This is a genomic window from Pseudomonas sp. P1_F7, from assembly GCF_056405655.1.
Map to the genome: position 1 here is coordinate 25,198 of NZ_JBFUBR010000001.1, position 18,577 is coordinate 43,774.

Annotated in this window: 16 protein-coding genes and 2 pseudogenes; 4 read left to right on the forward strand and 14 right to left on the reverse strand. The window is 55.8% G+C overall.

The window, feature by feature from the left end; genetic code table 11:
• Positions 1 to 22: 22 nt before the first annotated feature.
• The 9 genes from AC1D1M_RS00115 to AC1D1M_RS00155 form a co-directional block, all read right to left on the reverse strand.
• The gene (locus AC1D1M_RS00115) at positions 23 to 1,111 is read right to left on the reverse strand and encodes a quaternary amine ABC transporter ATP-binding protein (protein ID WP_477762342.1); all 1,089 of its coding nucleotides are present in this window, start codon (positions 1,109 to 1,111) and stop codon (positions 23 to 25) included.
• Positions 1,112 to 1,442: 331 nt separating this feature from the next.
• A complete protein-coding gene (locus tag AC1D1M_RS00120) occupies positions 1,443 to 2,318 on the reverse strand; it encodes a dihydrodipicolinate synthase family protein (protein WP_123366532.1) in 876 nt (291 codons plus the stop codon).
• A gap of 17 nt (positions 2,319 to 2,335) precedes the next feature.
• Complete coding sequence (locus tag AC1D1M_RS00125; RefSeq protein ID WP_221179058.1) at positions 2,336 to 3,673, reverse strand: NAD(P)/FAD-dependent oxidoreductase; 1,338 nt, start codon at positions 3,671 to 3,673, stop codon at positions 2,336 to 2,338.
• A gap of 285 nt (positions 3,674 to 3,958) precedes the next feature.
• Complete coding sequence (locus tag AC1D1M_RS00130; RefSeq protein WP_477762096.1) at positions 3,959 to 4,564, reverse strand: helix-turn-helix domain-containing protein; 606 nt, start codon at positions 4,562 to 4,564, stop codon at positions 3,959 to 3,961.
• 461 nt (positions 4,565 to 5,025) lie between these two features.
• A complete protein-coding gene (locus tag AC1D1M_RS00135) occupies positions 5,026 to 5,628 on the reverse strand; it encodes a helix-turn-helix domain-containing protein (RefSeq protein ID WP_477762097.1) in 603 nt (200 codons plus the stop codon).
• A 397-nt stretch (positions 5,629 to 6,025) separates the two neighbouring features.
• The gene (locus tag AC1D1M_RS00140; RefSeq protein WP_477762098.1) at positions 6,026 to 6,409 is read right to left on the reverse strand and encodes a hypothetical protein; all 384 of its coding nucleotides are present in this window, start codon (positions 6,407 to 6,409) and stop codon (positions 6,026 to 6,028) included.
• Between the two features lie 622 nt (positions 6,410 to 7,031).
• Entirely contained in the window at positions 7,032 to 8,381 is a 1,350-nt protein-coding gene (locus AC1D1M_RS00145) for an MFS transporter (protein WP_477762099.1), read from the reverse strand.
• Positions 8,382 to 8,418: 37 nt separating this feature from the next.
• Positions 8,419 to 9,495 (reverse strand): C45 family autoproteolytic acyltransferase/hydolase, encoded by a 1,077-nt coding sequence (locus AC1D1M_RS00150; RefSeq protein ID WP_477762100.1) that lies wholly within the window; start codon positions 9,493 to 9,495, stop codon positions 8,419 to 8,421.
• Positions 9,496 to 9,638: 143 nt separating this feature from the next.
• Positions 9,639 to 11,366: an amidohydrolase gene (locus AC1D1M_RS00155; protein ID WP_477762101.1), complete on the reverse strand. Its 1,728-nt coding sequence runs from the start codon at positions 11,364 to 11,366 to the stop codon at positions 9,639 to 9,641.
• Between the two features lie 106 nt (positions 11,367 to 11,472).
• On the opposite strand from AC1D1M_RS00155, the gene AC1D1M_RS00160 reads away from it, so the two are divergent.
• The gene (locus AC1D1M_RS00160; protein WP_477762102.1) at positions 11,473 to 12,384 is read left to right on the forward strand and encodes a LysR family transcriptional regulator; all 912 of its coding nucleotides are present in this window, start codon (positions 11,473 to 11,475) and stop codon (positions 12,382 to 12,384) included.
• Positions 12,385 to 12,415: 31 nt separating this feature from the next.
• Here the strand turns inward: AC1D1M_RS00160 and AC1D1M_RS00165 are convergent.
• A pseudogene (locus AC1D1M_RS00165) lies at positions 12,416 to 12,758 on the reverse strand (helix-turn-helix transcriptional regulator); the annotation flags it as partial.
• Here AC1D1M_RS00165 and AC1D1M_RS00170 point away from each other — a divergent pair.
• Positions 12,645 to 12,992: a hypothetical protein gene (locus AC1D1M_RS00170; RefSeq protein ID WP_477774230.1), complete on the forward strand. Its 348-nt coding sequence runs from the start codon at positions 12,645 to 12,647 to the stop codon at positions 12,990 to 12,992. The pseudogene AC1D1M_RS00165 and the gene AC1D1M_RS00170 overlap by 114 nt on opposite strands.
• A gap of 11 nt (positions 12,993 to 13,003) precedes the next feature.
• On the opposite strand, the pseudogene AC1D1M_RS00175 reads toward AC1D1M_RS00170, so the two are convergent.
• Positions 13,004 to 13,112 (reverse strand): annotated as a pseudogene (locus tag AC1D1M_RS00175) (hypothetical protein); the annotation flags it as partial.
• A 785-nt stretch (positions 13,113 to 13,897) separates the two neighbouring features.
• Between AC1D1M_RS00175 and alr the strand changes: the two are divergent.
• Entirely contained in the window at positions 13,898 to 15,127 is a 1,230-nt protein-coding gene (gene alr, locus AC1D1M_RS00180; protein WP_477762103.1) for an alanine racemase, read from the forward strand.
• Between the two features lie 168 nt (positions 15,128 to 15,295).
• On the opposite strand, the gene AC1D1M_RS00185 is transcribed toward alr, so the two are convergent.
• Positions 15,296 to 15,718: a DoxX family protein gene (locus tag AC1D1M_RS00185; protein ID WP_477762104.1), complete on the reverse strand. Its 423-nt coding sequence runs from the start codon at positions 15,716 to 15,718 to the stop codon at positions 15,296 to 15,298.
• A gap of 110 nt (positions 15,719 to 15,828) precedes the next feature.
• Between AC1D1M_RS00185 and AC1D1M_RS00190 the strand changes: the two genes are divergently transcribed.
• Entirely contained in the window at positions 15,829 to 16,722 is an 894-nt protein-coding gene (locus tag AC1D1M_RS00190; protein WP_477762105.1) for a LysR family transcriptional regulator, read from the forward strand.
• A 223-nt stretch (positions 16,723 to 16,945) separates the two neighbouring features.
• Here AC1D1M_RS00190 and AC1D1M_RS00195 read toward each other — a convergent pair whose 3' ends face one another.
• Positions 16,946 to 18,124, reverse strand: a complete 1,179-nt coding sequence (locus AC1D1M_RS00195; protein ID WP_477774109.1) for a M20 aminoacylase family protein — start codon at positions 18,122 to 18,124, stop codon at positions 16,946 to 16,948.
• 113 nt (positions 18,125 to 18,237) lie between these two features.
• Positions 18,238 to 18,561, reverse strand: coding sequence for a sigma factor (locus AC1D1M_RS00200; protein WP_477762107.1), 324 nt, complete (start codon positions 18,559 to 18,561; stop codon positions 18,238 to 18,240).
• Between the last annotated feature and the right edge of the window lie 16 nt (positions 18,562 to 18,577).

Below are 18,577 nucleotides of genomic sequence, written 5' to 3' on the forward strand. Positions count from 1 at the left end.
AACCCGTTCTAGGCTTCATGACTCAAGCCAGATCGAGGCCGCGAACGGCCCTGAGCAATGTTTCACGGCACACGGTGCCGACGATCTGGCCATCCTGCTTGATGGCAACCACGTCTTCGCGTTTATCCACGGCTACATCGATCAGGGTCTCGAGATCGTCATCGATGTCGACACTGGCCAGAGCGTCCAGCGAACGCCCACCAAACTGAGTGAGGTCATGACCGTCGATACGCTTGAGCATTGAGCGCGCCTTGAGCAGCTTCAGCCGAGAAATACCTTCCATGAAACTGGCGACGTACTCGTCAGCCGGGTTGAGCACCACTTCTTCCGGGGTACCGATCTGGATCATCTGGCCCTCTTTCATGATTGCGATGCGATCACCGATACGAATGGCTTCGTCGATATCATGAGTAATGAAAATGGTGGTCTTGCGTAGCTCAGTGGAGAGCTTTTTGAATTCGATCTGCAGTTGCTTGCGGATTAACGGATCGAGCGCACTGAACGGCTCGTCCATCAACAACACATCAGGATCGGCGACCAATGCTCGCGCGATGCCTACGCGTTGTTGCATGCCTCCGGAGAGTTCCTGTGGGTATCGATTAGCCCAATTGCCCAGGCCAACCTTGTCCAGTGCTTCCTGACTCTTGCGCACGCCATCGGATTTATTGATGCCTTGCACTTCAAGCGGCAGCATCACGTTTTCAAGCACCGTGCGATAAGGCAACAGAGCAACGTTCTGAAATACCATTCCCATTTTCCGGGAACGCAGGTCTCTCAGGTCGCCAGCCCCCATCTTGCAGATGTCTTGGCCATGGATCAGTACCTCACCACAGGTAGGTGCGATCAGTCGGTTGAAATGCCGAATCAATGTCGATTTGCCGCTACCCGACAAGCCGATGATGCAGAAAGTCTCACCCTGCTGCACGGTAAAGGTCGCATCTGCGACCGCTACGACTGAGCCGTGTTGCTTCAGTAACGCATCCTTGCCTTCGGTAAAGCGCTTCGCGGCGTCTATTGCCACAGGGCTCTGATTGCCGAATATTTTCCAAACGCCGCGACACTCCACGATTGGGGCTGCGACTGCTTGAGTAGGTTGAGTAATCATGTTCATAGGCCTATCCGGAAGCTGATTATTGTTTTTCGGCCGAGCGCCATCAGTTGCGTCAACCGGGCATCGTCTATTGCCTGACATCTGCGCCCACTTTCCGGCGAGCTCCCCGTTTATCCTTCCACCAGGTATCAATCGCCCGTTTCTTTTTACCGACAAACGAGGGGGCCTAGCGTGTCGTCCCAGACCATCGCGCCGACTTAAATTTTCTCATCGGCGCTCACGAGGCTGAAAAACCATAGAAAATCAGTACTGCAAGCAATCTTCAGACAACGCAAAGAGTGGTCTCTGGATGACTGCAAGGAACCGATTTTCAGTGCTCCAGCCCTCCGAATTAGCCATTGAGAAGCGGCTGAAGAACGGCTTTGAGTACAGTCGCTTCCTGCTCGGTGATGCGCCGTTGCGGTTTGCGCAAATTACCGGTGCCGAAGCCCCGCAGGTGTGCCGCATACAGCACAGACGGGATGTAGTTGGTGGTCTGAACCAGCAGCAACGACGGCAACATACGGTTCCACAGGGCGAATGCGTCGTCGTAGCGCTTTTCCTGAACCAGGTTGTACAGATCCACCGATTCGCGGGGCATGTAGTTGGCAGCGCCCCAGATGGCGCCCTTTGTGCCCGCCAGAAAGGCGTACAAAGTGAGGGTGTCGCCACCGTTCAACACCCCGCCTCCACTTTGAAGGTACTGCTGCTGAACGGTGAAATCGCCGCTGCTGTCCTTAATATAGTTAAAGTTTTTTAACTGCTGCAGACGACTGAGGAGCTGCGGAGAAATCGATATCTGAGTAGCGTATGGAATGTTGTAGCCGATAATGTCGATATTTACGGCTGCGTCGATCTCGCTATAAAACTCGAACAGACCATCCTCATCGGTCGGACCTTCCAGGTACGGCGGCAGAATCATGAGCGCATCGGCGCCTATGCTCTCGGCATGTTTGGATCGGCGCACGACTTCATCGATATTCAATGCCGAGGTTTGGCAGATGACGTTGACACGACCGTTGATGCGCTTGATGCCCACTTCATAAAGTTTGTTGCATTCGGCTTCGGTCAAATAGGGGTGTTGACCGGTACCCGCACCGAGTACCAGACCATGTACACCCGCCTCGATGTATTGGTCGATGAGATTCTCGAACGCGGCGTAATCGATCTCGCCGCGGTCGTTAAAAGTGGTTTGCATCGCAAGGTTGATGCCGGCCAGATTTGCCATTGCAAGTTCTCCTGTTTTTAAATTTCTTGTCCAGCTTCTTTGAAGCGACGTCCGGTGACGAACTTCACACCCAACGACGTAATGATTTCCGGATAAGCTCGTGAGGGAGCCTTACGGCGCTTGAGGATTTCGATGGTGGTGGAGTTCATGCCTGAGGCGAGTTCGGCCAGAGCCTTCCCGAATGCAGTGCCGCGGGACACGCCCGTACCGTTGCAGATACCCGTACCGTAAACATTTTCGGCCAGTTCACCCCAGATCATTCCGCCATTCTGGGACAGGGTCAGCAGCCCCCCCCAGCTGGACTCGAACCCCATGGAGGCGAGTTCTGGATAGCGCCTGTCGAAAGACACCTGCTGCTGCAGGCTTGCCTGATGCACATCATCGGTCGTGGTTTTGTACTTCTTGGCGTATGAATAAACGTTGCGAAAGATCAGTCGATTGTCGTTGGTTCGGCGGACTGTAGTACCAAAGCTGTTTGCCGGAATAAGCCCGAACGGACCAGCTCCGCAGCCCGCGAGCTCCTTCTCGGTCAGCTGACGCGTCATACTGGCAAATGTGTAGACCGGGATTGCCGAGTTCTTGTAAAAACCGAAGTTGGTCAGGTAGCCCGATGCGCAAATGATCACTTTATTCGCTTTGATCACGGCGTTCCGGGTTTCGAACACATGGTGCGGCTTGCCGAATTTGGCAGACGTAATAATGGTGTTCTCGTGAATCCTGACGTTTTTTGGAAGTGCGCGCGCCGCATTCATCAAGTATTTGGCCGGCTGAAGAAGCACAGTACCGGGGTGATGCAAGCCTTTGATGTAATGCTTGCTACCGGTCAGCTCGCGCATCCCCTCGGACTCGACCCAGCTGTACTTCTGCCCCATAACGTCAAGGGCTTTGGAGAAATGTACGAGGTCAGCCACGCCGTGCTGGGTTGCCGCACTGTGATATTTGCCCTGAGGATCCCAGTCGCAATCCACACCTGCTTCAACCGCACTCTTCATGTATGAGGTGCCTTCCAGGTTGACGTGAAGTTCTTCCCGGTTGCCTTGTAAATCTTCGACAAAGTCACGCTTACGGGGGTTGTGTGCCAGGTCAATGGCAAAGCCCATGCATCGACCGGACGCGTTGTTGCCAATTCGACCGGCATCCACCAACAGCACTTGGGCATTGGGATTGAGTTCGGCGTAGCGACGTGCAGCATGCAACCCCATCCAGCCCGCACCAATCACCAGGCATTCACATGTCACATTTGTGGTGAGCGGATTGAGCGGCAGTTCCACTCCGCTAGCCAGGTACCAACCTGAATCGGTCGGTTCAACCTGAGGCGGCGTCACGTCGATGCGTTTATCAGATGAAGAAGCCACTTGTGTATCTCCTGAAATAAGAAAACCGTCGTATCGACATCTGTTTAATCGAACTTTCGATTCGAGTAGGCAATTTTATTGAGCCCCACTCTGTACAGAGCCTTTTCTTTTTATACACTTACACCAAGCGCTTTATTTCAGGTCTAGAACTTCAGCGCCATTCTTGATTTTGTTTAAGCCTTAGGCTGCGCCTGACAAATTATGGATGCACGAACCCACAACCCTGATAAAGGGACGTTTCAAACGTTACTTATTACCTCTGCAACTTGTTGATACGACAAATGATCAGTAGGTCGGTGGAGCTATCACCCAGAGAATCTTAACTTCTGTGTCGCCGGTATTGACCCAGCAGTACGATTCACGAACTATTCGAAAACTATCACCCGCTTTCAGGCTGTACTTATTCCTGCCCAACCAGATATCGAATTGCCCACTGATAACGTAGAGCTCTTCCTCTGTATTACGCGGCGTCGCTGGCGGGCGAACTGCACCTATCGCAAAGCTGGTGAGAAACATTTCGAACATCCCACCTATATCCGGCGACAGCAGTTCTTCGGTAATACCATCGAGAAATCCGCCTAAGCGTCGACGACTATCGGCACGTACAACACGCCCCATCTCTGCGGCTGGCTTGCTATCGGCGGTAAAAAACCAACCCAGGGTCACACCCAGTACCGTTGCAAGTTTTTTTAAATCTGTAATGGAAATCTCGGTGTTTCCGCGCTCTAGCTGACTGAGGAAGCTGGGCGATCTACCTGTTGCCAATGCAAGCTCGACAAGTGTCTTACCACGTGCTTTACGGAGCTTGCGAATTTCATTGCCCCAAGCGATGCGGTCCCCAGGCGTTTCCATCCCAAGATCCATTTTCGCTATGCCAGCGACATCATTCACCTTCAGACCCTCATCTCAACCCTGCAATTACCGTCTGTAATTTTTCTCTCAAAAAACTTTATGACCTGATTATGCATCCTGAAAAAATTAATGCACTAAATTTTTTATTAGAGCGAAGCATTGATCGATAGTCCCGTTCAATGGGCATGCTTCAGATAGGGCCATTGCTGTCGACGCAGGTCGAACGGGCCACGAAGGAATTACGTGAGATGCCCGCTTCGAGGACAGCGCGAATCGAGGGATTGCCAGGTCTCTTTAGCGAACGATACGCGGACCTGTGGGAAGCGACTTCCACACCTGCCCTCGACCCTATTGTGCGTCGAGGCAGTACATCCACTTTGGAGATTTGAAGAGACGAGGATAGAGCGCGTGAGATGAGTCAACTCTCCGAACAGCCCCAGACTGCCAGCGTTACTGACCCTTTACACCAAAATGAAATAGCGGTTGCCCCAAGCAATCTGTTAGAAGGCTGGCGGTGCAATAACCCAAATGACAACGGCATCGATCTCACCGGGGTTTTCCCAGCGATACGGTTCATTGGCGATGCGAAAACTGTCTCCTGCACTCAGACTGAAAGGATGCTCACCTATCCAGAGATTGAGCTGTCCAGAAACCAGAAAACCCTCTTCTTCAGTCCCGCGGGTGCTCTTGGCTTCGAAGGTGGCACCGGGACCAATCGTACTGAGGAACATTTCGAACGCGCCTCCGATAGAGGGTGATAACGATTCCTCCGTCAGCCCGCCGGCCACCGAACCCAACCGTCGACGACCACCTGCACGAACCACTCTCCCGGTCTCTGCCGCTGGCTGCTCATTTGCCATGAAGAACCAATCCAATGGCACCCCAAGAGTAAGTGCGATGCGCTTCAGATCGGAAATTGGAATTTCAGCACGACCACGTTCTAGCTGGCTTATGAAACTGATCGACCGGCCAGTGGCCAAGGAAATTTCGGCCAAGGTCTTTGAGCGAGCTTTGCGCAATTTGCGAATTTCTTCGCCCAACGCAACGCGATCCCTAGTGGAATCAAAATCGCCATCACCTGAATCAGCGTTGTCGATCGGCATTTACTTTCCCTCTGGCCGTAGAGCATATTTAGGCAAAAAATTTTGCCCATCATTGTCCTTGAATAAAAAAAAAACACTATTTTTTTGGTTGAGCATGTGAAGTATTTGGCAAACACATGATGGAGTCATTTCTCCGTCCTGTTGATAGCGAACCCAGAGCACTACGTCGTGATGGTCCGCTTGCGGATTGCCCGAGACCGTCGCAGCGTTTCAGGCCCAGACTGAGGCGTTATTTAGTCTGATCAAGCCAGAGAATACCGGCTGCTGTTCCCATCACTGTGTTCGATGCCGTGCTGACGGTTGTTGAGTGAGCACTTGAAACAAGCGTTGTGAGCGCTGGCCGCATCCTGAATGTTCTGGCTCGACCGCCAACGAAAGCAGCACCTCGCCCAGTGTTCTAACGTGAGGGCTTGCCGCCATAGACGGCAGACCGCCGAACGAAAGCCACCCAGACGACGTGGTGGGCAAGTTGAGTCAGGCTTGGCTGCAAATGGGTGCGAACGTTGTTTATGACATCGATTTGTGCCTGAGGCTCACCGCCGGTGATTGAAACTATGACAGGTGATGAATGATCGCCTTCCAGGCCCGGGTCTCTGGCATCAACCTCGATTGGCCAGTCAGGTGTTTCAAGCTCAAGCAGCACTCGTTGCTCCTCAACCGGTATTGAAGCGGCGCGCCCGTAGTCAGCAACCCATTGTGTAACTGCCGGATGGTCATGGCGGATCATCCGCCCGCATTGGCTGTGCGCGGCGAACACTGGATCGGCGCCACCATAGGTCAAGCAGTCCACCACACCCGGTTGCTGTCCTGCGGTTTGTTCCGTAACGCTGATGGGCCGTTGTTGCTCGTCGAACTCGGTATGAGGCTGACTGCCCCACGTATTCCAGAAGGAACAGGGCAACCCTGCCTAACCAGCAACCCCAACTGCCACCCGGTATCAACACTGTCTGTCAGCCACGCATGACCTTTCAAGCCATAGAGAGTTGTCAGGTTCGGCATCGGCGCCGCGCCCTCAAGCGTGGATCCCAGGATTGAGTCAAACGTCCCGCCACATCGAAGCGTTGCCGAGTGATGCGCGGATCGATGACCGACAGCATGAGTGTCGCAGTTTGGGGGTGAGCCTTCACGGCGTTGACGGTCCATAGCTTTCACTGGCGAAAGACTGGCCCTTTTGGAGCCGGACCGTAACTGTAAGAAGTAACAGGTCGGCGCCTTTGAAATCGTCTTCGCATGCAGGCCCGCTCCCGCACTTGACCGCGCCGAACAAAAGATAGGTGCTCGCCACCGATCTACTATGGGCTTGCTCGCGTAGAGGCCGGCACATTCAATGAAGATGCCACCCGCCCCACCGCCTTCGCGAGCCAATCGAACCGTCGCACCGCCGCCCCCATAGCTTTTGATCTTCAGTGAACAACACTTCTGCGCTCTCCATGTTTCGCCCGTGGTGCCGGTGCTGCGGTTCCCTGATCAATCTGCGCCATGCTCAAGTGCGCCGTTTCCCTCAAGAAGAACGAGCAAACCGCCACAATCGCCAGCGCCACCGAACCGTATACGGCAACGCCGAGTGCATTGTGATCGGTGGCAATCAGGATCGCCGTGGCCACGCTCGACGCCGTACCGCCGCCCAGTGCAGCGCCGATCTGGTAGGCCGCGGACATCCCCGAATAGCGCATTTCCCTGGGGAACTGTTCCGCGAGAAACGCGGGGATCGGTCCCTGGGTCGCGCCCATGAACGCACCCACTGCGATATAGGCCAAGGTTGAAACAAGCAGGCTCTTCATGCCAACCAACGGGAAGAAGGTAAAGAACCCGATGGCCATGATGATTGCGCCGAGGATCATAACCTTGCGTCGGCCGATCCGGTCGGACAGCAGGGCAAACAGCGGCGCGGTCACCACAATTGCCACGGACAACGAAAAGTCGAAGAGCAGTGCGTCCGTGCTGCCGTAGCCGAGTTGGGTGGCATACGACAAAAAGAACGTACTGCCGATGTAGGCGATGGTCACGTAGCCAAACGCGATCCCGGTGCACAGCAGCATTTCCCTGGGGCGCGCCCGCAGTGCCGCGACCAGCGGAATGCGTGCCTGTGTCTTGTGTTCGACGGGTTGCGCCACGGGCTTTTGTAGCCGCGCATAGAGCCCGATCAACACCAGCACACCGCCCAGCCAGAACGGAATGCGCCAGGCGAAATCGGCGAGGTTATCGTTGGAGACGACACTGACGACGCCGAACACGGCCGCGCCGAGGATGCCGCCGATGCCGATGCCCATGCTGGTGAAACTGCCCCACAGCCCTCGTCGACCGGGGGGCGCCGATTCGATGCCGAACAGCGCCGCCCCGCCCCATTCGCCGCCGGCCGCGAAACCTTGAATCAGTCGCAACAGCACCAGCAGTGCCGGCGCTGCCAGGCCTATCGACGAGTAGCCCGGAAGGCAACCGATCAACAAGGTGCTCAGCCCCATCAGCAACAAGGTGATCACCAGCATTTTCTGCCGACCGATCCTGTCACCGTAGTGCCCGAACACCATACCGCCCAACGGACGGGCAAAAAAGCCCGCGCCAAAGGCGCCGAAGGCAAACAGCGTGGCGGTGAGCGGGTCCATCTGCGGGAAGAACACCTTGGGAAACACCAGCGCCGCCGCCGTGCCGTAGATAACGAAGTCATAGAACTCCAGCGCGGTGCCCATGCCGGAGACGAAGAACGCTCTGAGGGCGGATTGCGAACCCGCCGTGGAGTTTCCGTTACTAGCCATATCGAGTGCTCTTTTTGTTGTTATGGAGGACGTCGGTTCAGAAACGCTGGAAGCCGTTGCGGGCCAGCAGCATCGGGTTGCCGGCGGCGTATTCGAGGACGCCGTGTTCGCTGTCGATACCGATGGTCAGCAGGGTTTCCCAACGCTCGGTGGCCGGCATGCTCAGGTCCGGATGGAAACAGATCGGCGCATCGTCGCCGGCGGCACCGCACATGGCCGCTGCCCGGCGATTCAGGTCTCCATGGATCATGTCGAGCCGCGCCGCATTGACATGGGCCAGGCGTGCGTAGGTGGTCGACGCGTCCGGCGTTCGCTCGCCAAGGCTCAGTGTCGCGTCGAGGAAGTGGTTGGTGTGGGTGATCCATCCGTCTTCGCCAGGCAGCACCACGGCGGTGCCGGCGGCGGACATTTCAATGCTCGCCGCACGGGGCGATGCATCGCTGCGGGAGAACACGGTTAGCACCGTCGAGGCACTGACCCGCGCCGATCGCGCCAGGGCAATGGCCTCTTCAACACTGCTGGCCTCTTCCAGGATCCGCCGGGCAATCGCGTGCACCGGCACCCCGACAACGGCGTTATCGCTGGCGTGGTGGAGGATGTTGAAATGCAGCCCGATGCCTGCGCTGTTAACGCCGATCTTGCCGAGCATGCCGAACTCGGTGAACAGCTTGACGGTCATGCCGGAGCCGTTCGTCAGTTGCAGCAGCATGCCGTGGGGCACCAGTGAATCGTGCCAGTCCCAGGTCTGGATGGTTTTAGGTGCATCAGGCCCCGACGGTGCGAAGACCGCCGTCGAGCATTCGCCTTCGAGCGATGCCGGCATCACCGCGAGGATTTCCGTGCGGGCGTTCAGGCTCGCCAGTTGCCACAGGGGAATCCCGGTGCCTTCGGCCGTGGCCACCAGTTCCTGGGCCAGGCAAGGGCTCCAGTCTGTGAGTGCTTGCAGGCTGGCTTCGCCGATCGAGCGAACCTGTTCGGGCGCAACACCGACCTGATTGAAAAAATCGAGATAGAGCGCCACCGTCTTGCCGATTTGAGCCGCCCAGGTTTCGCCGATTTGCTGGCCTCGAATCTGTGGGTTGTGGGTGTCGGTGACGAAGCAATGCAGTTTCACGAGCGGTGTTCCTTTTTTACGTTGGTATTGAACGTGTAGGAGCGGGCTTGCCCGCGAAGAGGCAATCAGCTTCAACATCGAAGCCAGCTGACACACCGCTTTCGCGAGCAAGCTCGCTCCTACAGTTTTTTGCTCTGTGGGGATCAGGGATTGCGGGCGTAGATCTCGCGGCCGGCGAACCAGGTCTGCAGCACCCAGGTATCGCGCAGGGCTTCGGGCTTGACGGCAAAGACATCGCGGTCAAGGACGATCATATCGGCCTGCTTGCCCGGCTTGAGCGAACCGATCCGGTCCTCGAGGCGCAGGGTGCGGGCCGCGTTGAGGGTGTAGGCCTGGAACATGGTCTGGCGGTCGATGTCTTCGGCGCCGTTGAGCACACCTTTCGGGCCTTTGCGGCTGACCGCCTGGTAGATCGCCTTCCACGGATCCGGCGTGGTGATCGGCCAGTCGCTGGCGCCGGCAATGGTCGCGCCATTCTTGAGCAGCGAGCGGGCCGGGTACGAATACATGAAGGCCATGGCGCTGACATAGGGTTTGACCAGGTCCATGCTCGACTCATCGGCCATGGCCCAATACAACTGAATCGAGGCAATCACGTTGAGTGTCTTGAAGCGGGCGAACTCCTTCGGATTGACCATTTGCAGGTGCGTGATGGAGTGCGGGATGCCACTGTGCCGATCCTTGCGCGCCTGCTCGATGCCGTTGAGTGACTCGCGCACCGCGCGGTCGCCAATCGCGTGGATGTGCACCAGCCAGCCGCGGGCGTCGGCGGCGCTGACCAGCTCGCCGAAGTGCGCGGGGTCGATCAGCAGCTCGCCGGACTTTTTCGAGTTCTTGTAGGGTTCCAGCATGGCGGCGCTTTGTGCCGGGACTTCCGCCACGCCATCGGCAAACACCTTGATCCCCGGCAGGGTCAGGTTGGGCACGCCGAGAAACTGCTGACGAACCTTGTCCAGTTCATCGAGATCGGCCGGCGTGGCTTTCGAATCGGCCATCAGCAGCGCGGCCACATGAGCAGTCAGCTCGCCGCGCTCGGCCAGCGCCTTGTAGATCGGCAGTACACCCACCGACTGATTGTTCACATCGCCGCCAGGGATTTCGTTGGCAATCGGGTCCATCCAGCCGGTGATGCCCAGGCTCTTGTAGTAGTCCAGTGCTGCGCGCGCGCCCGCCATTAACTCTTCGGTGGTCGGGGGTGGAAGCAGCGCCTGCACTGGATACAGGCCGGCATCGACCAGGAAGCCATTGGGCTGTCCATCCTCGTGATGACCGATCGTGGCCTGCTCTTCGTCCTTCAGCGCCTTGACCCGCGCGGCATCGACCCCGGCTCGCTGGAGCATGGCCCGGTTGGCCCAGCCCGTGTGCAGGTCCCAGCCCAGAAAGAGAATCGGCATTTCCGCCCATTCGCCCTGATTGAAACGCTGCTCAAGGGCCTCGATCTGGCTCCAGTAAATCGATGGCAAGCCGCCGACACTGAGGACGTCACCGCGTTTGGCCTTGCCGTCTTCGCGCCACTGACGCAGGCGCTTTTCCAGCTCGTCGAGGGGCAGCAACTCGCCGTCCAGGTTGGCCTGACGCAATTGCAGGCCCCCCTTCACCGTGTGCGAGTGCGAGTCGATAAACCCCGGCATCAACACCTTGCCGCCAAGGTCGACGATGCGCGTGCCCGGCTGTTTGAGGCGCAGCACCTGGGCATCGGAACCCACCGCCGCGACCCTGCCGTTCTCGACCGCGATGGCCTGCTGCAAAGTCTGGCCGGGTTCGGCGGTGTATACCCGGGCGTTGTGCAGGATGAGATCGACAGCGGCCATACTTTCCATCGAGGAACAGGCCAGAGCAAGCGACGCGGCCAGGGTCAGAAGCTGTTTCATGGGATAGCTCTTTATTTTTATTGGTCTGTAGCCAAGACTATCCACGCTAAATCGAGAACTGAATGCCTGCTCCCGCACAACTTCTGTGCCTATCAGGAATAGATAAATGGACAAAATGAGTGCCCTGACCATGTTCGTCGCCACCGCCGAACAGGGTAATTTCAGCCGCGCCGCCGACCTGCTCGGCAAAACCCCCTCCGCCCTGACCAAGGCCGTGGCCCAACTGGAGGAAGAACTCGGCACGCGCCTGTTCGACCGCACCACCCGGCGCATGGCGTTGACCGAAGCGGGCCGCATCTATCTGGAAGGCGCACGCCAGGCGCTGATGCAACTGCAACTGGCCACCGAGGACGTGGAGCAGTTGCAGCATGAACTGCGCGGCGACTTGCGGATCACCGCCCCGCCCTCCTTCGCGCCGGCATTTCTCAACCAGGTGTGCTGCCGTTTTTTGACCGCGCATCCGCAGGTCAAACTGGAAGTGGACCTGAGCGATAACTTCGAAGACCCGGTGGATGGCGGCTACGACCTCGCGCTGCGGGACGGCCCCATCGACTTGCCCGGCGTGATCGCACAGCCGCTGGTGGAAAACCAGATGTTGCTGTGTGCCAGCCCGGCTTACCTGGCGCGCAAGGGCGAGGACGTTTCACTGGAAAATTATCAGCAGCATGACTGGCTGATCTTCCGCCATCCGCTACTGAATCGTCACTTCTGGTGGGCCAAGCAAGGCGAGCAACGGATACGTCTGACCCAACCGACGCCGCGGGTGGCCAGTGATAACTACGACTTTCTCCTGGCCTGCCTGCTCGATGGCCAGGGCTTGCAGTTCATTCCGCAATGGAGCGCCGCGCCCTATCTGGCGCGCGGCGAGCTGGTCGAGCTGATGCCTCAGTACTGGCGCGAACCGAGCGCTTTCGGTCCATGGATCTATGTGCTGTACCTGGCTCACCGGCGCAATACGCGCAAGGTGAAAGTGTTCATCCAATACCTCAAGGCGCATTGGCAACAGCCCAACCCATGACCGTTCAGCGCGGCCGCAACACCAGCGCAAACTACTCGCCATGCCCGTTGACGTTGAGCTTGCGATAGAGGTTGCGCCGATGCACTTTCACCGTTTCCGGGGAGATGCCCATTTGCTGGGCGATGGCCTTGCTGGAAGAGCCCTGAAGGATCAGGCGCGCGGTTTCGATTTCCCGCAGGGTCAGGCGTGCATCGAAGCGATCGAGCAAGGTCGCCAGCCGGTGATTCGGCTTCCGGTCCTTCCAGCGGCAGTAAATCCAGGTGCCGGCGCATCGTCGCCAGCACCCAATCACGCACGCACAGCAGGCGACCCTGCTCCTCAAGGCTAAAGCGCGTCGAGTGACCAAGGGACAGGCCGAGCACGGCGCCGTCGACAATATGGGATTTCGCGCCAACCTGGCGGTGTCGCTGTCGGCCTTTGCCGTCGAAGCCATGGCCACCCTGCTCACCCTCCAGCCCCAGGCCGACTACCGAGCGAGTGTGGACGCGGATCTGGAGCAAGGTCAGGAACGGTCAATGATCACACACCACAAATCCCTGTTGGAGCGGGCTTGTTCCGGGCGGCGTTCCGACGATGGGGTCATCACATTCAACATCAATGTTGCCTGACATACCGCTAGTTTCGGTACGAAGGTAGTGATTCCGGCTTGCTCGCAGGCAAGTATTTCCAGCTCCTTGTAATAGCCTCGGTCGGCGACCACCGTTAAACGATTCAACACCGATCTCCTCACACGCCCAATCGACCATAATGCTGATCTACGCTCGGTCATTTCAAACAGAGCGCTCAGCCAAACATAAAACTTGCTCAATTCCTGAACTGTACATCGCAAGCGCTGTACTCCACAGTGCCGAGGTCATTATCCACAGAGTTACCCACCCTTTTTGTGGATAGCTTTAAGGGGAATTTGCGCACATAAAAAGCACAATTCAGAGCAACACTGAAGGATGCACAGGGAAGCTCCGTCAGTCATCGGTCATCGGGCAACCGCTGTCGCTCACCAGGTATATGCGAGCAAGGCAAAGGACTAGGAAGCAGCTTGCGAAGAACTCCGATCAACGCCGTCAAAACTTAGTGCGCCAGATTGAGTTCCTCAACCAAAACGTCGACCATGCGCACTGATTTTTGGGGACTTCATGTGGACGTAAATGTGGTGAGCAAACAGATGGGTGATCGCCAGACCCGATTCAAAAACCGCAGGCCCTCTTAAGACGGCGCAGTTAAAGTATCAATGGAGAAGCCAACAAATAGTACACGAATTGATCTGTATATCGGCGCTGATTGAAAATTAACTCCCTTCTCACAAACCGCTCTCACTCCGCCCTGCCACCCAGCAGAAACAGTAAAGACACTAACATCAGAATAACCCACACGAGCAGTTAGCTTGCTATAACGAGCAAAACGCTCTATGCAACAAGCTATTTGCCAACTGGCACCTGTGTATTGGCGGTGTAGCATTGAGTGAACAACATGACACCAACTACCACTACAAAAAAATAACTCAAAGAATGAAATAATGAAAATAATATCTTCTCACTTTGTTGCTGTTGGCTTACTTACACTCGGCACTCAGGCTTTCGCTGCACCGCTGCTACAGGAGTACAATTTCAAGCAGGACGTGAATGCAACAATAGGCCAAACAAACGCCTGGTTAGAGATCAGTAAATCTGCTTTCAAGCAAAATATCGAATTCGTAAAAGGCGGATTATCGAAAGGCAGTAGTTTGTGCGCTGTGATGAAAGCAGATGCTTATGGTCACGGTATTGCATTATTGATTCCGACGATCATGGAAGCGGGTATTAATTGCATCGGTATTGCGAGTAATGAAGAAGCGCGAATTGCCAGAAAAGAGGGCTACACAGGAAAAATAATTCGTGTTCGGCAAGCCACGGAGGGAGAAATCGTCAGCGCATTGCCTTATGACATTGAAGAGCTTATCGGCAATGCACAGGTAGCCCGAGCCATCAGCACGCTGGCAGAACACAATGGCAAGCCCATCAAAATTCATCTCGTTACCAATGCAGGCGCCATGAGCAGGAATGGCTTGGAGCTTGCCACCGAGCAGGGCAAAAAAGACGTACTGGAAATCACCTCAATGAAGGGACTGAAGGTCACCGGGATCATGACGCACTTCGCCGTCGAGGATAAGGCCTTCGTCATGGAAGCCTATGACAAGTTCATGTCGGAGCAGGACTGGATCATCAAGACAGCCCACTTGAACCGTGACGAAATCACCGTTCATTGTGCCAACTCGTTCGCAACGCTTGACGTCCCGGCAACACACTTGGACATGGTGCGTGTAGGAGGAGCCCTTTACGGCGATTTGATCGGCCGTGCCGAGCTGAAACGCGTCATGTCACTCAAAAGCAAGGTTGCTGCGGTCAACACCTATCCTGCCGGAAACACAGTGGGTTATGACCGCACCCTCACACTGACTCGAGACTCCAGGCTCGCCAACATCCCAGTAGGTTACTCAGATGGCTACCGCCGAGTGTTTACCAACAAGTCTTTTGTCGTCATCAATGGCGTGAAAGTGCCCACGGTCGGAAAAATCTCGATGAACACAGTTATGGTAGATGTGACCGACATAAAAAACGTCAAGCCCGGCGATACCGTAACGCTCTATGGCAAACAAGGCGATGCCGAGATTACACAAGCTGAATTGGAAGACATCAATAACGGTGCACTGCTCGCCGATGTTTACACCATGTGGGGCACCTCAAACATTCGAATACTGGTCGACTAAAGCAAGAGGCCCGTAGCATGTGATGAAAAGCCACCTCATCAGGGTGGCTTTTCATTGCGGAGTTGCACTGATCCGCCAGTTGGCCAAAAACCGCACCAGAGTTCAGTTGGCAACGGAGCTTCGGCCTGGGCAGCGGTCATGGTTTTTTCAGGACGTCTGTTCCGTCTTTCAGCTGGCGGCATTTTTATCCGATGCACGCTGCCTCGTTAGGGCATAAGCACCATCGCCACACAGCGCGATAGCAATCAGCACCGCCGTCCAGAATGCTGGGTACTCCCAGCCCCCGCCGGTACTGCTGAACAGCCAGCCATTACCCGAGTGCGCCCAGGTGGCACCCAACAAAACAGGAATGGCCGCCAAGGCCGCATAGCGAGTTTTAAAGCCCAGCACCAGCATTGCACCCGTGGTGACCTCAACTCCGAGAACCAGCCACGCCAACACACCCGGCAAGCCAATCGACTCAAAAAAACCTGAAGTACCTGACATTGTAAAAACGAAAACCTTTAAATACAGAGAGTGCGCCAGCAACGCAATACCAGCTGTCAGGCGAAGCAATAAAACACCATAGGAGATACCTTTATAATCGTCCATACAACTTCCAAAATAACACTGACAGTGCACGTTGCGCTGCCTTCCGAATATATTGTTGCGAGTAATCAGCAACCCTACAATCTGCAATTTAGCTATTACGGACTGCATATATGCACACTTGGGACTGGGACGATCTGCGCCTGATACTTGCCGTTGCCGAACACAAGTCTTTTGCCGCTGCCGGACGCGCACTTCATCTTAATCACACCACCGTGCTGCGGCGTATCAATGCGTTCGAAAAACTTCATGCATTTCGACTATTTGATCGCCTCTCGACCGGCTACACAATGACTGACGCCGGAGAAGAATTACTGCAGACAGCACAAATCATGAATATCGCCGTCAGCGAACTGTCCCGCAAACTCGAAGGCAAGGATCTGCGATTGGAGGGCATACTCCGCATTACCACCTGCGATACTTTAATGGCATCCATTTTACCGGAGGCACTTGGAGGATTCAGTGAACTCCATCCCGAGATATCACTTGAAGTCACCACCGGCAATTTCATCAGCGATTTGGCCCAACGGCATGCAGATGTAGCAATACGAACCAGTGACAGTCCTCCCGACGCATTGATCGGTAGGCGTATCGCCGATGTCGGGTTTGCCGTTTACGCTGCCAGGGGATTTTCTGAGCGTCATGGGGGCGTTGATCCAGCACACTTCAATCGATGGCTTGCCCCGGATCTCGCGCTTGGTCAAATGGATATTGCAAAATGGCTGCGTGCCAGCGTTCCTGCAACGTCCATTGTTTTCAAGGCCGACTCTTTGGTCACCCTTAGGCAAGCAGCACTGGGGGGCTTGGGAATAGCCGCACTTCCCTGCTATTTGGGAGATTCAACCCCCGGGCTAGAGCGGGTCCCGTTCGTAGGACTCAACGCCCTCAAAACGGGACTTTGGGTCCTCACCCATCAGGACCTGAGACATACCGCTCGGGTGCAGGCCTTCACCCGCTTTGTGAATGAAGCACTTCAACGTTCCTGGCCTGGACCGATAACCACATGACCATTGAGCAGAGTGACGTACTTCAGATGGGACGTAACCTTGCGTACCTTTCAATTGCGATTTTTCCGGACAGTTTTACTTTCTTTATTCATGGGAGTCTTGCCGGGGAGGCAATCCCTGGTTGTCACCAGTGCCGTAATCATTGCGCTGGTGACTGAGCTGCTCCTGTTTCTCACTCACAAATGGTGCTGGATCGGGTAAGTACCACCTGATCTCAACCGACTCAAACCAGAAACTGTTCAACTAACCGAACCCAGTAACTAGCCCCCGTCCCCAGGCAGTCATCGTTGAAGTCGTACCCAGGGTTATGCACCATGCACCCCCCCTCCCCATCACCATTACCGATAAAGAGATAGCTGCCAGGACAATGCTCAAGCATCACTGCAAAATCTTCACTGGCAGCAATAGGTGCCATGTCTTGAATCACCCCCTCTTCACCCAACCAATCAACAGCGACCTGACGGGCAAACGCAGTAAGCTGAGGATCATTGATCAAGGGTGGCAACGATTCTTCCCTATCAACCTCCACGCTGACACTAGCGCCGAAGCTAAGCGCCTGAGCTTGGGCAACCTGGACAATCCGCTTGAGAAGGTCGGCTCGAACGATAGGCTTCAAGGCGCGAACACATAGTTGGAGTACTGCATGCCCCGGAATGACATTGGGCGCCTCACCAGAATGAAAGGAGCCCACAGTGATCACCGCCGTCTCCAGAGGATCCGTATTGCGCGACACAATACTCTGCAGCGCCATGACAATTGCCCCTCCAGTAAGTATGGGGTCAATGGCTTTGTGTGGCATTCCACCATGCCCCCCCCTACCATCAATTCGAATTTCCACAGTATCGGTGGAGGCCATGAACGGCCCGGCCCGAAAACCCAACTTCCCTACTGGCAACCCAGGCATGTTGTGCATGCCGAACAACGCATTACAGGGAAATCGCTCCAGGAGACCATCATCCAGCATTTTCTGCGCGCCCCCATCGCTTTCTTCGGCGGGCTGAAAGATGACCACCAGCGTACCGTTGAACTGCCRGCAGTTGGCTAGGTGCTGCGCGGCAGCCAGCAGCATTGCAGTATGGCCGTCATGACCGCAGGCATGCATGGCGCCTGGATGCTGGCTCGCATACGGCAATCCGGTCTGCTCCAGAATGGGCAACGCATCCATATCTGCCCGAATACCAATGACCTTACTTCCACAACCTTGCTGCAAACGCCCTACGACACCAGTCCCCCCAAAGCCACGATGCACCTCAAATCCCCACGACTCGAGCTTGGCAGCAACCAGATCTGAGGTTTTGAACTCCTTAAGGCTGAGCTCCGGGTAAGCATGAAGCTGGCGGCGCAACTCAATCATTTCAGCTTCAATGGCACGGATACCCGGCAGCATGGGTCGAACAGTCATGGAATTCACCTGTTTCATGTAAGGGAGGCTCGCCTGCAAAGGGCGAGGATATAAAGCTCATCAACGTTAAGTGCTGCAAACTCTGCTCAATCACAGGCAGGCAGCTGCATTGTCTAGGGAGTCGTGAAGCGCATCATGACGCGCCCACCTCGAGCGAGTTTGTAGCGCGCATTGGCAAATACCCACGCCGTCGCTGGTTGATCTGGGAGGTACGTTTCGCGCCTGCTATGCACGGCCAACAATACTTCTTGCAGCAAGTCCTCGATTTCACTTGGTTGACGCTGAAGTCTATTACGCAGAAATCTACGCGCATGAACACTTAGCTCCGACAAAAACGTGAGATAGGCTTTGTCGTTTCCGCCCAGGCCTGCGAGGAACAATGCTTGTAGGTGAATCTCTCGGCTGCGCAAGGCTTCATCATGTGTAGTTCGTTCCATCGTCAACTCTGGTTAC